Source organism: Streptococcus raffinosi, from assembly GCF_030284685.1.
GTDB classification, from domain to species: domain Bacteria; phylum Bacillota; class Bacilli; order Lactobacillales; family Streptococcaceae; genus Streptococcus; species Streptococcus raffinosi.
This window is the reverse complement of sequence record NZ_JASUZV010000002.1, coordinates 238,711-254,926: the sequence shown is the minus strand read 5'-3', so window position 1 is coordinate 254,926 and position 16,216 is coordinate 238,711. Positions and strand designations below refer to the sequence as shown.

The 16,216-nt window shown below is 39.1% G+C and carries 1 protein-coding gene; it reads right to left on the bottom strand.

The genetic code is table 11. From position 1 onward, the window contains the following. Positions 1-198 precede the first annotated feature (198 nt). Positions 199-15,477: an SspB-related isopeptide-forming adhesin gene (locus QRD39_RS02580; protein ID WP_285955553.1), complete on the bottom strand. Its 15,279-nt coding sequence runs from the start codon at positions 15,475-15,477 to the stop codon at positions 199-201. Positions 15,478-16,216: the final 739 nt, after the last annotated feature.

Genomic DNA, 16,216 nt, shown 5'->3' with positions numbered 1-16,216 from the left:
TCAAAAAGGAGAGAACCAATTTGGTCCTCTCCAGGTTGTAACTTTTCATCAACCCACTACAGTTGACAAGGAGCCAGTTATTTTTAATGTTTGTTTCAAACAACACAAAAGAGACCCACCTCTTTCGGGATGAGTCTCTTTTTCGAAAACTGAAATAGTCTAACTAACTATATTGAGGGTTTTGACCTTTTTACTATTTTAGTCTTCTTTTTTGCGTTTTCCTGCCAAACCAAGTCCAGCTGCCGCAAGGATTCCTCCGAGAGCCATAGCTGCCATAGACGCATCGTCACCTGTTTCAGGGAGAGCTGGTCCTTTAGGAGCTTCTGGTGTAGTTGGTGGTGTCACTGGTGGAACCACTGGTGTTGGAGGAGTTGGTGGTGTTGGTGGCGTTGGTGGTGTTGGAGGAGTCGGTGGTGTTGGTGGTGTTGGTGGTGTTGGTGGTGTTGGAGGAGTCGGTGGTGTCACAATATTGTTGAACTCAGTATCTTCTGGCAATTGAGAAGTTGCTGTCAAGACTTTACCGTCTTTAGATACAGAAACAACGACTGTAGCAACCATCTTATCGTAAGTAACGCTTGTATCGTTACCTTGTACTTCTTCTACTGTGTAGACGTGAGTACCTTCTTCACCACGTTTGTACTCAAGAGCTGAGAACTTGATCTTACCGTTAGCATCATTGCTTACAGTTTCGATCACATTACCCTTGCTGTCTTTAAGTACGAAGCTAAACTCACCAGCTTTAAGTTCACGACCTTCAAGTTTCTTAGTGAATTCAAATTCAACCTTAGTTGGGATATTGACTACACGTTTTTCTGTTGGTTTTTCTGGTTTTTCAACAGATTTCTTAGTTGGGTCGTATTGGTGAACGATTTGTGACGCAGTATTTTCGATGTCTACACCATCTTTAGCAGTGCCTTTGATAGTTGCAGGAATATCGAACTTGTAGTAGCGTCCGAATGCCAATTTAGCAGTATCGATCACTTGAGTATTTTCTGCATCACCGAGTGACTTAGTAAGGTCAGACTTAGATGTTGCAGTGATTACACCGTTTTCAACCTTGATGTCAAACTTAGCTGTCACATCTTCTCCTGTTACAGAGTCGTATGCTTTAATATCTTTGACATTGATGTTCAAGTTTTCGCTGTCATATTTATCTGTAACACCAACAGATTGGATATTTTGAGCGTCAGTGAAGTTGTTTGTATCAAGCCATACTTGGTAAACAAACTTATCACCTTTCTTGAGTGTCTTAGTATTAAGGTTTTCAGCTTCGTTGTTAGCTGTGCTGTCAGCGTAAGGATCTTTATTAGTATCGCCTACTTTATCTTTCAACTCAGCATCATCATCAACAAGTTTCATACCAGTGATATCGAATTTTTCTTTAGAAACAACGTATTTCTCTGGTTGGAACTTAGGTTTTTCTGGTGGACGAACAGTATTGTTGAATTCTTTATCTGCTGGATCAGTAACCTTAGTGATAAGAGCTTTCGCTTTACCATCATGTGATACTTCAACAGTGACAAGAGCTTTCATACCGTCGTATTGAACAGTACCATCAGTACCTTTAACTTCTTCTACTGTGTACTTGTAAGTGCCTTCTTGGCCTTTCTTGTACTCAATAGCTTTGAACTTAACGTTACCTTTAGCGTCATTGCTTACAGTTTCAAGAGTCTTACCTTCTGAATCTTTAAGCACGAAGTTGAATTCGTTGGCTTTAAGCTCACGGCCTTCCAAACGTTTAGTGAAGTTGAATTCTACTGAAATTGGAACACTGTTAACACGTTTTTCAGTTGGTACGTTTGGTTTTTCAACTTTCTTAGTTGTTGGGTTGTAGTAGTTAACAACTTGAGTTGCTGTATTTTCGATATCCACACCAGCTTTAATATCTTTCTTAACTGTTGCAGGAATATCAAATTTATAGTAGCGTCCAAAGGCGAACTTAGTAGTGTCGATAACTTGAGTGTTTTCAGCATCGCCAAGTGACTTAGTGAAGCCATCTTTAAGGTTAGCTGTAACAACACCATTTTCAACCTTAATGTCGAACTTAGAAGTTACATCCGCACCTGATACTGAATCGTAAGCCTTGATTGCTGATGCATCGACATCCAACTTAGTTTCATCGTAGTCATCAGTGATACCAACAGTTTGGATATGATCCTTGTTGTTAGCGTCAAATTGAGTTGTATCAAGCCATACTTGGTAGTAAAGTTTTTGACCAGGTTTAACTGACTTAGTATTCAAGTTTTCAGCTTCGTTGTTTGATGCGTCATCAGCGTAAGGGTTGGCATTTGTATCTGCAACCTTGTTAGCCAATTCTTTATCATCATCAACGAGTTTAGTACCTGTTACGTCGAATTTCGCTTCAGAAACAACATATTTTTCTGGTTGGAACTTAGGTTTTTCTGGTGGACGAACAGCATTGTTGAATTCTTTATCAGCAATTTCACCAACAGTTGCTACAAGAGCTTTAGCAGTACCATCATGAGAAACGGTGATTGTTACATTCGCTTTCATTGTATCGTATGTAACAGTTGCATCAGTTCCTTTGACTTCTTCTACTGTGTACTTGTGAACGCCTTCTTGGCCTTTCTTGAATTCAAGTTTAGAGAATTTAACGTTACCAGCTGCATCATTCTTAACAGTTTCAACAACTTTACCTGCTGCATCCTTCAATTCGAATGTGAATTCGTTAGCTTTAAGCTCACGACCTTCCAAACGTTTAGTGAAGTTGAATCCTACTTCAACTGGAACACTGTTAACACGTTTTTCAGTTGGTTTGGTTGGTTTTTCAACAGATTTATGAGTTGGATCGTAGTAGTGAACAACTTGATCTGCTTTATTTTCAATATCCACACCGCCAGGAACGTTTGCGTTCACTGTTGCAGGAATATCAAATTTATAGTAGCGTCCAAAGGCAAACTTAGTAGTGTCAATAACTTGAGTGTTTTCAGCATCGCCAAGTGACTTAGTGAAGCCATCTTTAAGGTTAGCTGTAATCACACCGTTAGCGATTGAGATGTCGAACTTGTCTGTAACATCTTTACCTGTTACTGAATCGTATGCCTTAATGTCTGAAGCATTCACAGTCAACTTAGTTTCATCGTAGTCATCTGATACACCAACTGTTTGGATGTTATCTTTGTTGGCAGCATCAAATTGAGTAGTGTCAAGCCATACTTGGTAGTAAATCTTTTCACCACGTTTAACTGACTTAGTATTCAAGTTTTCCAATTCGTTGTTTGATGCATCATCAGCGTAAGGGTTAGCATTTGTATCTGCAACCTTGTTAGCCAATTCTTTATCATCATCAACGAGCTTAGTACCTGTGATATCGAATTTCGCTTCAGAAACAACATATTTTTCAGGGTTGAACTTAGGTGTTTCTGGTGGGCGAACTTTGTTGTTGAACTCTTTGTCGTTAGCGCCAGAAGCGTTACCGCCATTTGCAGAGTAGTTAGCAACAGTCTTAAGAACTTTACCTTCTTTAGTAACTTCAACAGTTACTTTAGCTACCATTCCATCGTAAGATACAGTAGTATCTTTACCTGGTACTTCTTCCACAGTGTAAGTGAATGTCTTACCAAGATCTGCTTTGCTGAACAAGAGTTTTTCAAACTTGATGTGACCATCTTTATCGTTGGTTACTGTTTGAAGAACCTTGTTGTTTTGATCTTTCAATACGAAGCTGAACTCACCTGCAGTCAACTCACGTCCTTCAAGTCGTTTAGTATAGTCGAACTCGAGTGGAACTGGAACGTTGTTTTCACGTGTTTGAGTTGGTTTGTTAGGAGTTGTAACTTTCTTATTGTAAGGGTTGTATTGGTGGATAGTTTGGTTGGCTGTATTTTCAATATCAACACCGTCGTTTTCTTTAATATCCTTAACAGTTGCTGGGATATCAAATTTATAGTAACGACCAAACTCGAATTTAGTTGTATCGATAACTGGAGTTGCATCTTTATCGCTGATAGGTTTAGTCAAGCTTGCTTTAGATGAACCATAGAGAACACCGTTTTCAACCTTGATGTCGAACTTGTCAGTAACATCTGCACCAGTCTTACCATCGTAAACTTTGATTTCAGCAGGATTGATGTCAAGCTTATCTTCTTCGTAGTTATCAGTGATACCTACAGTTTGAAGATTGCTTTCTGCTGTGAAGTCACGAGTGTCAAGCCATACTTGATAGTAGATCTTTTGACCACGTTTGAGGGTCTTACCATTCAAGTTTTGGATTTCAACTTTATCAGCTGAATCATCGTCATCGGCAAGTTTGTTACCAATGATGTCGAAGCTTGGTTCTGAAACAACATATTTTTCAGGTTTGAAGTTAGGGTTAACCTCGTTATCAAAGACACGATCGTCTGCACCGTAAGCATCTCCACCTACTGTAGCGTAAGAAACGACAGTTGTTAATTGAGCACCTGGTGAAGGTTGAACAACTGTAACAGTAACATTGACTTTCATTGGGTCGTAAGTAACTGTCTTATCAGCTCCCTTAACTTCTTCTACTGTGTAGTTGAATGTCTTACCAATATCTGCCTTAGCATAATTGATAGTATGGAACTTAACCTTACCTTCTGCATCGTTCTTAACAGTTTCAATTTCTTTACCTTCTGAATCTTTAAGTACGAAGCTGAATTCTTTATCTTTCAACTGACGTCCGTTAAGTGTCTTACCAAATACTAACTCAATAGCTGTTGGAACATTGTTGACACGTTTTTCAGTTGGTACCTTAGGTGTTTCAACTTTCTTAGTTGTTGGGTTGTAGTAGTGAACGAGCTGAGCTGCTGTATTTACAATTTCAGCACCATCAAATGCACCACTGCTTACTTTAGCTGGGATGACAAACTTGTAGTAACGTCCAAATTCAAACTTAGTAGTGTCAATGATTTGAGTGTTTTCAGCGTCACCAAGTGACTTAGTGAAGCCATCTTTAAGGTTAGCAGTAATCACACCGTTAGCGATTGAAATGTCAAACTTGTCAGTAACATCTGCACCAGTCTTACCATCGTAAGCCTTGATATCTGAAGCTTTAACTTCCAATTTAGCTTCATCGTAATCATCAGTGATACCCACAGTTTGGATGTTATCCTTGTTGTTTGCATCAAATTGATTTGTATCAAGCCATACTTGGTAGTTGATAATATCGCCACGTTTAACAGCTTTAGTATTGATGTTTTCTACTTCGTTGTTTGATGGATCATCAGCATAAGGGTTGGCATTTGTTTCTGCATACTTATCTTTCAACTCTTTATCATCATCAACAAGCTTAGTACCAGTGATATCAAACTTACCATTATCTTTGCTAAGAACGTATTTCTCTGGTTTAAACTTAGGTTCTTCTGGAGGACGAACAGTGTTGTTGAATTCTTTATCAGCGATTTCGCCAACTTTCGCTACGAGAAGTTTAGCAGTTCCGTCATGTGAAACGGTTACTGTTACATTCGCTTTCATTGTATCGTATGTAACAGTTGAATCTGTTCCCTTAACTTCTTCTACAGTGTAGTTGTGAACGCCTTCTTGACCCTTCTTGAACTCAAGTTTAGAGAATTTAACGTTACCAGCTGCGTCATTGCTTACTGTTTCAAGAACTTTACCTGAAGCATCTTTAAGCACGAAGTTGAATTCGTTGGCTTTAAGCTCACGGCCTTCCAAACGTTTAGTGAAGTTGAATTCGATGTCAACTGGAACACTATTTACACGTTTTTCAGTTGGTTTGTTTGGTTTTTCAACCTTCTTAGTTGTTGGGTTGTAGTAGTTAACAACTTGAGCTGCTGTATTTTCGATGTCTGAACCACCAGGTACATCAGCTTTAACTGTTGCTGGAATATCAAATTTATAGTAGCGTCCAAACTCAAACTTAGTAGTGTCGATAACTTGAGTGTTTTCAGCATCGCCAAGTGACTTAGTGAAGCCATCTTTAAGGTTAGCTGTAATCACACCGTTAGCGATTGAGATGTCAAATTTAGATGTAACATCGGCACCTGATACTGAATCGTAAGCCTTGATGTCTGAAGCATTCACAGTCAACTTAGTTTCATCAAAGTCATCTGTGATACCAACAGTTTGGATATGTTCCTTGTTGTTAGCGTCAAATTGAGTAGTGTCAAGCCATACTTGGTAGTAAAGTTTTTGACCACGTTTAACTGACTTAGTATTCAAGTTTTCAGCTTCGTTGTTTGACGCATCATCAGCGTATGGGTTAGCGTTTGTATCTGCAACCTTGTTTGCCAATTCTTTATCATCATCAACGAGTTTAGTACCTGTTACGTCAAATTTCGCTTCAGAAACAACATATTTTTCAGGGTTGAACTTAGGTTCTTCTGGTGGAGTTACACGGTTGTTGAACTCTTTATCTGCGATTGCACCTACAGTTGCTACAAGAAGTTTAGCAGTTCCGTCGTGTTTAACGGTTACTGTTACATTCGCTTTCATTGTATCGTATGTAACAGTTGAATCTGTGCCCTTAACTTCTTCTACAGTGTAGTTGTGTACGCCTTCTTCACCCTTCTTGAAGCTGAGTGGTGAGAATGAAACGTTACCAGCCGCATCATTCTTAACAGTTTCAACAACTTTACCTGCTGCATCCTTCAACTCGAATGTGAATTCGTTAGCTTTAAGTTCACGACCTTCCAAACGTTTAGTGAAGTTGAATGACACGTCAACTGGAACGTTGTTCACACGTTTTTCAGTTGGTTTGCTTGGTTTTTCAACTTTCTTAGTTGTTGGGTTGTAGTAGTTAACAACTTGAGCCGCAGTATTTTCGATATCTGCACCACCAGGAACATCAGCTTTAACTGTTGTTGGGATGTCGAACTTGTAGTAACGTCCAAATGCGAACTTAGTTGTATCAATGATTTGAGTGTTTTCTGCGTCGCCAAGTGACTTCGTGAAGCCATCTTTAAGGGTTGCAGTGATCACACCGTTGTTCACAGCGATATCGAATTTAGAAGTGACATCATCACCTGTTACAGAGTCATACGCTTTAATCTTGGTAGCGTCAAGATTCAACTTAGCTTCATCGTAGTCATCTGTGATTCCTACTGATTGGATGTTTTCTTTGTTAGTTTCAGAGAATTTAGTTGTATCCAACCATACTTGGTAAACCAACTTGTCGCCACGGTTAACAGTCTTAGTATTGATGTTTTCAGCTTCGTTGTTTGCAGTACCATCCGCATAAGGGTTGGCATTGGTATCTGCGTACTTATCAGCCAATTCAGAATCATCATCAAGAAGTTTGTTATCAGTAATTGAGAATTTCTCTGCATTCAATACATACTTCTCTGGGTTGAATTCTGGAGTTTCTGGTGGAGTTACACGGTTGTTAAATTCTTTATCCGCAATTTCGCCTACAGTCGCGATAAGGGCTTTAGCTGTACCGTCGTGTTTAACTGTGATTGCTACAGTTGCTTTCATTGTATCGTAAGCGACAGTTGCGTCTGTTCCCTTAACTTCTTCTACAGTGTAGTTGTGAACACCTTCTTCACCCTTCTTGAAGCTGAGTGGTGCGAATGAAACGTTACCAGCTGCATCATTGCTTACTGTTTGAACAACTTTACCTGTTGAATCTTTAAGCACGAAGCTGAATTCGTTAGCCTTAAGTTCACGACCTTCCAAACGTTTAGTGAAGTTGAATGACACGTCAACTGGAACGTTGTTAACACGTTTTTCAGTTGGTTTGCTTGGTTTTTCAACTTTCTTAGTTGTTGGGTTGTAGTAGTTAACAACTTGAGCCGCAGTATTTTCGATATCTGCACCACCAGGAACATCAGCTTTAACTGTTGTTGGGATGTCGAACTTGTAGTAACGTCCAAATGCGAACTTAGTTGTATCAATGATTTGAGTGTTTTCAGCGTCGCCAAGTGACTTAGTGAAGCCGGCTTTAAGGTTAGCTGTAATCACACCGTTGTTCACAGTGATATCGAATTTAGAAGTTACATCATCACCTGTTACTGAATCGTAAGCTTTGATCTTAGTAGAATCAAGATCCAACTTAGTTTCATCGTAGTCATCTGAGATACCAACTGTTTGGATGTTATCCTTGTTGTTAGCGTCGAATTTAGTTGTATCAAGCCATACTTGGTAAACCAACTTGTCGCCACGGTTAACAGTCTTAGTATTGATGTTTTCAGCTTCGTTGTTGTTTGTGTTATCGACATATGGATTTGCGTTTGTTTCACCATATTTATCTGTCAATTCAGAATCGTCATCAAGAAGTTTGTTATCAGTGATTGAGAATTTCTCTGCATTCAATACATACTTCTCTGGTTGGAACTTAGGTTCTTCTGGAGGAGTTACACGGTTGTTGAACTCTTTATCAGCAGCATCTGTGACAGTTGCTACGATTGCTTTAGCTGTACCATCGTGAGATACTACAACTTTCACAGTCGCAACCATTGGGTCGTAAGAAACGGTGCTATCAGTACCACGAACTTCTTCTACAGTGTAGTTGTAAGTCTTACCAAGATCATCTTTACCAAACTTAAGTTGAGTGAAGTTAACCTTACCAGTCGCATCATTCTTGACTGTTTCGACAACATTGCCATCTTTCTTAAGAACGAATGTGAATTCTTGATCTTTCAATTGACGACCTTCAAGAGCTTTCGTGAATTTAAGATCAAGTGGAACTGGAACACTGTTAACACGTTTTTCAGTTGGTTTGTTTGGTTTTTCAACTGTCTTGCTTACTGGGTTATAGTAGTTAATAACTTGAGCTGCTTTGTTTTCAATATCGGCACCAGCTGCGACATCGTCTTTAACTGTTGCTGGAATATCAAATTTATAGTAGCGGCCAAATTCAAACTTAGTTGTATCAATGATTTGAGTGTTTTCAGCGTCGCCAAGTGACTTCGTGAAGCCTGCTTTAAGGTTAGCTGTAAGAACACCGTTGTTATCCGAGATATCGAACTTGCTTGTTACGTCTGCGCCAGTAACTGAATCATATACCTTGATGTCTGAAGCGTTAACAGTCAATTTATCCTTGTCGTAGTTATCTGTGATACCTACTGTTTGGATGTTATCTTTGTTGCTAGCGTCAAACTTAGTTGTATCCAACCATACTTGGTAGTAAAGTTTAGAGCCACGTTCAACTGTCTTAGTATTCAAGTTTTCAGCTTCGTTGTTGTTTGTATTATCGACATATGGGTTAGTGTTAGTTTCACCATATTTATCTGTCAATTCAGAATCGTCATCAACGAGCTTAGTACCTGTGATATCGAATTTCGCTTTAGATACAACGTATTTCTCTGGTTGGAACTTAGGTTCTGTTGGTGGAGTGACACGGTTGTTGAATTCTTTATCGGCAGGATCTGTCACGTTTGTAATCAAGGCTTTCGCAGTACCATCGTGACTGACTTTAACCGTTACAACTGCAGCCATTGGGTCGTAAGTGACTGTTGAGTCTGTACCTTTAACCTCTGTTACAGTGTAAGTGTAAGTACCTTCTTGACCCTTAATGTATTTAAGGGCTGTAACAGTTTTACCAGCTTTGTTTGTGTAATCAACTGGAGTGAACTTGAAGTTACCGTCTGCGTCGTTGGTTGTCCTTGCGATAACAACATTGTCGCTATCTTTCAACTCGAATGTGAATTCGCCAGCTTTAAGTGCACGGCCTTCCAATTTCTTAGTGAAGTTGAATTCTACTGAGATTGGAACACTGTTGACACGTTTTTCAGTTGGTTTGTTTGGTTTTTCAACTGTCTTGCTTACTGGGTTGTAGTAGTTAACAACTTGGGCTGCTTTGTTTTCAATATCAGCACCAGCTGCGACATCGTCTTTCACTGTTGCTGGGATATCAAATTTATAGTAGCGTCCAAATTCGAACTTAGTAGTATCAATGATTTGAGTATTTTCAGCGTCGCCAAGTGACTTAGTGAAGCCTGCTTTAAGGTTAGCTGTTACAATACCGTTATTAATAGCGATATCGAACTTGTTAGTAACGTCTGCACCAGTAACTGAATCGTAAACCTTGATATCAGATGCAGTAACATTCAACTTAGTTTCGTCAAAGTCATCTGAGATACCAACTGTTTGGATGTTATCCTTGTTGTTTGCGTCAAATTTAGTTGTATCCAACCATACTTGGTAGTAAAGTTTAGATCCACGTTCAACTGACTTAGTATTCAAGTTTTCAGCTTCGTTGTTGTTTGTATTATCGACATATGGATTTGTGTTTGTTTCACCATATTTATCTGTCAATTCAGAATCGTCATCAACGAGCTTAGTACCTGTGATATCGAATTTCGCTTTAGATACAACGTATTTCTCTGGTTGGAACTTAGGTTCTGTTGGAGGTGTTACGGTATTGTTAAATTCTTTATCAGCAGCATCTGTGACAGTTGCTACGATTGCTTTCGCTGTACCATCATGAGATACTACAACTTTTACAGTCGCAACCATTGGGTCGTAAGTAACTGTGCTATCAGTACCACGAACTTCTTCTACAGTGTAGTTGTAAGTCTTACCAAGATCATCACGACCAAACTTAAGTGTCTTGAAGTTTACTTTACCGCTTGCATCATTGTGAACACGTTCAACTTCTGCACCGTCTTTCTTCAAGATGAATTCGAATTCGCCAGCTTGAAGCGTACGTCCAGCAAGAGTCTTAGTGAAGTTAAGGTCGAGTGGAATTGGAACACTGTTAACACGTTTTTGTGTTGGTTTTTCTGGTTTTTCAACTGTCTTGCTTACTGGGTTGTAAACGTGAACTGTTTGGTTGGCTGTATTTTCAATATCAGCACCAGCCGCAACAGATTCTTTAACAGTTGCTGGAATATCAAATTTATAGTAACGACCAAATTCGAACTTAGTTGTATCGATAACTGGGTTGTTTACTTTATCTTTGATGAATTCGTCTTTAGAAGTTGCAGTGATTGTACCATTTTCAACTTTGATGTCGAACTTGTTAGTCACATCTGCACCAGTTACTGAATCGTAAGCCTTGATGTCTGCAGCGTTCACTGTCAATTTATCAGCATCGTATTTATCTGATACACCAACGTATTGAACGTTGTTAGCTTCTGTGAACTTAGTAGTATCAAGCCATACTTGGTATACCAATTTAGAACCGCGTTCGACAGTCTTAGTATTCAAGTTTTCTGGTTCGTTGTTAGCAACACCATCAACATATGGATTTGCATTTGTTGCTGTGTACTCGTTACCAGGAACATCATCGTCATCATCAGTCAATTTACGACCAGTGATATCATATTTTTCTTTGCTTACAACGAATTTTTCTGGTTGGAATTCAGGAGGCGTTGGAGGAGTTACTTTGTTGTTGAATTCTTTATCGGCAGTACCGTCAGTAGCATTACCGTTGGCATCAACCCCACCAGTTGAAGATACGTTTGTAACTGTAGTCAATGAATGACCATTCTTAGCAACTTCAACTGTAACAGTAGCTTTCATCTTATCGTAAGTCATACCAAACTCTTTGTTGGCTGGGATAACTTCTTCTACTGTATAAGTATGAGTACCTACTTTAGTGTTGTCGAATGACAAGTTAGAGAATGAAACATTACCAGCAGCATCATTCTTAACTGTTTCAACAACTGCACCTGTAGCAGCATCTTTCAATACGAAGCTGAATTCACCTGCTTTAAGTTCACGACCTGCCAATTTCTTAGTAAAGTCGAACTTAGTCACAACTGGAGCAACAACATAGTTGTTGAACTCAGTATCAGCTGGCATTGTAACAGCAGCGTTCAAAAGACCAGTTTGTGCGTCTTTTGTGACATTGACAGTCACAACTGCGTTCATTGGATCGTAATCAATGTTTGTATCTGTTCCAGCTACTTCACGTACAGTGTAAGTGTGTGTACCTACAGTTGCATATGAGATTGGATCAAATTGGATTGAACCATCAGCCGCATTCTTCTTAGTTTGGATCACATTGCCATTTTCAAGCAATTCGAATGTGAAGGCATTAGCTTCAAGAGTCTTACCTTCCAAACGTTTTGTGAAGCGGAATTGTGCTTGTGTTGGAGATGATGTGAATGTATTGTTGAATTCTTTGTCGGCTGGAAGTGTGTTAACAGCTTTAAGAACATGACCATCTTTAGTAACAGTAATTGTTACTTCAGCTTTCATTGTGTCATATTGAATGCCAGCTTCAGAACCTTGAACTTCTTCAACAGTGTACTTGTGAGTACCAACTTGCGCATTTGTGAATGTCAAATCGTCAAAGGCGATAACACCACTAGCATTGTTAGTCTTAGTTTGAAGAACAGTTCCATTAGAATCTTTCAATTGGAAAGTAAACTCACCATCTTTAAGGGCACGACCTGCAAGAGCTTTAGAGAAGTTGAATTTTGTCTTAACTGGTGCAACAGCAAAGTTATTGAACTCAGTATCAGCTGGCATTGTAACTGCAGCGTTCAAAAGACCTGTTTGAGCATCTTTTGTGACATTGACAGTCACAACTGCGTTCATTGTATCGTAATCAATGTTTGTATCTGTTCCAGCTTTTTCACGTACAGTGTAAGTGTGTGTACCTACAGTCGCATATGGGATAGCGTCAAATTGGATTGAACCATCAGCTGCATTTTGTTTAGTTTGGATAACATTACCGTTTTCAAGCAATTCGAAGGTGAAGGCATTAGCTTCAAGAGTCTTACCTTCCAAACGTTTTGTGAAGCGGAATTGTGCTTGTGTTGCAGCAGGTGTGAAAGTATTGTTGAACTCAGTATCTGCTGGAAGCGTATTAACCGCTTTAAGAACATGACCATCTTTAGTAACAGTGATTGTTACTTCAGCTTTCATTGGGTCATATTGCATACCAGCTTCTGAACCACGAACTTCTTCAACAGTGTACTTGTGAGTACCAACTTGCGCATTTGTGAATGTCAAATCGTCAAAGGCGATAACACCACTAGCATTGTTAGTCTTAGTTTGAAGAACAGTTCCGTTGGCATCTTTCAATTGGAAACTGAATTCACCAGCTTTAAGAGCACGACCTGCAAGGGCTTTAGTGAAGTCGAACTTAGTCTTAACAGGAGCTACAACATAGTTGTTAAAGACCTTGTCATCCGCACTTGATTTGAATCCACCCTCAGCACTATATTTAACAGTTGCTTGCAAATCACCTACAGCATTTTTCTTAGTTACAGTAACAGTCATGGTTACTGTCATAGCATCGTAGTCGACATCCTTATCTGCACCTGGTAATTCGGTAATAGTATAAGTATAAGTACCTACTTTATCAAATGTTAATTTAGAGAAGGTTGCTTTACCATCTTTGTTTGTAACAGTTTCTTCATAAGATGGAAGAGATTGGTCATCCTGTTTTTCCTTAATCTTAAAGCTAAATTCACCATCTTTAAGGACACGGCCTTCCAATTGTTTTTCAACTTCTGGAGTTACTGTTACAGATTCACCTTTAACATAATAGTAAACAGTTTGTTTACTTGGCTTCAAAGTGTTTTCTAGACGGAAAAGGTTACCTGAACTTACTGGAACACCGTTAATTTCAAAGGCATTAATTTTTGACCCTTTAGAGAAAAACTCCCCTGCCGCATTAACACCATCATTCGGTTGAATTGTAAATGGAACATCACCTTTATTCCATCCTGCATCATCAATTTTTGGATGTGTACCTAAATCTTCTGGGTGATCTTTAAAGTTATTGCTTCCAGGTTTAATAACAGTTTCATAAACCTTGACATAACCATCGGTATTAAGGTCTTTCGTAATCTTATTAAGGCTATCAGACTTAATCGCCCACATTTCAATACGGACTGTACCATCTTCTTTAACAACTTCTTTGATACGTTTAACCCCACCTTGAGCATTGGCTACGTCAAACCAACGTTGACCAACAGTATAAGGTTTTTTAAGAATATCTAGAAGTGAGTTAGGGTCAGCTGTTTGATAGAGTTCATAACCATCGAAAGCACGAAGTGCTGAAGCATGGATATTTTGACCTTCCATCGCCGTAATGGTAAAGCTACCAAGGCTTTCTTCATTACCTGTTTCCTTATAAGATTGTGTAGTGACTTCAGGAGTACCAGATTCATTAACAAGTTTAAAATCGCCAGCTGTTGATGAGTTCATAACATACTCACCATTATTTGTAACAAATTCACCAACTAAGCGATTAGGATTATATGTTGATGATTTTTTATCAACAATCTTATAATAAGTTGTTTTGGTAGTTTGACGAGGAATGTAATATTGCGGGTCAGTAATAGTAGTTCCTTCGTTTGCTGGCTCATAGGCATCATAGATTTGAAGAGCTGAACGTGATATATTAAAGTCGTTAACTGAACCTTGGTATTTCCAAGTCGCACGAAGTGCAGAACGATTTGTTTTATCAGCATCTTGAATATTTTCAAAACGGAACTCAATATACGCACGTGAATTTCCAGAAATAGGCGCTAAGACTGATTGACCCAAGGTAACAGTTCCAGCACTGCTAATATTTTTCGTTTCGACAACAGAATTGTTTCTACCATCTACTAATTCAAGTGTAACATTAGTTGAGTTGTCATATGGCTTAGACAAACGGTAATAGTATTTAGTGTTATATTTCTCGTTGAATTTATGCAGGTCAGTGATAGCAAAAGTATACTGTGATGCATTTGGATTGAGTTGGAAATTAACACCAGGAGTTACAGCGTTCCCAGGATCCTTTGGTGTTGGAATGGTTAATGGACGGTTAGTCACATATGCACCATTTGCATCACTCATAGTAGGTGTAGCTGCTGCTGACCCTTCTGTGTAACTTGTAGCATCCGGAGTGTTCAAAGAACGACGAGTACGGCTGCTTCTTGTTGCCAAAGCACCAGCATTCGTCATATCAGTTGCTGCACGGTCAAGTGTTGCACTTCGATCTGCTGCTGATCCTACAGAATAAAAACGTGAATAACCACGTGCTGTAACATTTGGCTTAACACTTGTTGCTGCCGCCGCAGTTTCAGCTGCTGGTGTTTCTTCAGCTACTGGAGCTGCTGTTGCTGCAGAATGGTTAGCTACTGCTGCAGCTGGAGTTGCTGTAGCGGCTGTTGTTGAAGCTGTTGTTTCAACTTTACCGCTAGCTGCTGCAGTTGAAGCTGCAGTTGAAGCTGGAGTTGCTGGTTTAGCTGCTTCTGACGTAGCTTTGTTTTCTGCAGGTTTAGCTGCTTCTGATTTAGCGCTTGAAGAAGCTTCTTCTTTTGCTGCTTCAGAAGTTGTTGCTTCAGCCTTTGGAGTTTCAGAAGCAGAAGCTACTGAGATTGGTAGCGTTGAAGTTGGGGCTTCAGCCGCAGCTGCAGCAGTTGGATCTGATTGAGCAACAGAAGTTGCTGTTTCTTTAACCAGATCTGCAGTACCTTCAGCTCCTACAGCTGCAGAAGAATCTGAAGACGACGTTGATGCTGCGTCAACCTCTTCAGCCTGTGCGGTGTGAGCAGCAAACAATGCTGTCCCAAGCAAGACTGAAGCGACACCAAACGAATATTTACGCAATGAAAAGCGTTGGCGTCTGTTGAAAATGTCTTTCATTATAAAGTCTCCCTCTTTAAAAAAGTTAGTTATATGTCACATGCATTCGAGAATTTGTATCCTCGTATCCATGATTCAATTGCATTTTAACATTCTGACAATTTATAGTCAAGTGATTTAGACAACTTTTTTAAAAAAAATAAAATTGTCAGACATTTTACTTTGTTTTTACTCATTAATTCTTACCTAACAACTGTAAAATGCAGTAAATAACTGAGTTTTTCTTTAAATTTTACATCTTTTACCACTTCTTATTTTTCTAATCAACTCATGCAGATTAATCATAATTTTAATCTTAGTGATTGTTGATGTGCCATATAATTATCATTATTTTTATTTATGTTCTCATTTACACCTTACTTAAAGTAGAGAAATCACATAAAGGCGGACTATATGTCCCTCTGAATCGAAAAGCTAGCCTAAACTGACGATTGTCTCCTTCTTTTTGTTTAAGGGGCGCTTTTCCCTCAGAATTCCCTATTTGAAAATGGTTGCCAAGAGTTAATAATCTTAAAAAGTTTATTAATACCTACCTGGTTTTATCCATTCTTTCCTCACAATTCAAAAAAGGAACCCCATTTTCCTGGTCCTCCTCTCAACATTCTGCTACTTACTAACGGTTTCTCAGAGACTTAAGATTAGTCTAGTTAGCCTCTTTTCTTAAAATTTTAAAATCCCAAGCTTATAAACTTGGGATTCTTGTCATTTTTTTAGAGAGGAACTGCTTGTCTATTTCTTC

Coding starts and splice junctions, on each gene's coding strand:
- QRD39_RS02580 (WP_285955553.1), bottom strand. CDS start 15,477: ATGAAAGACATTTTCAACAGACGCCAACGCTTTTCATTGCGTAAATAT.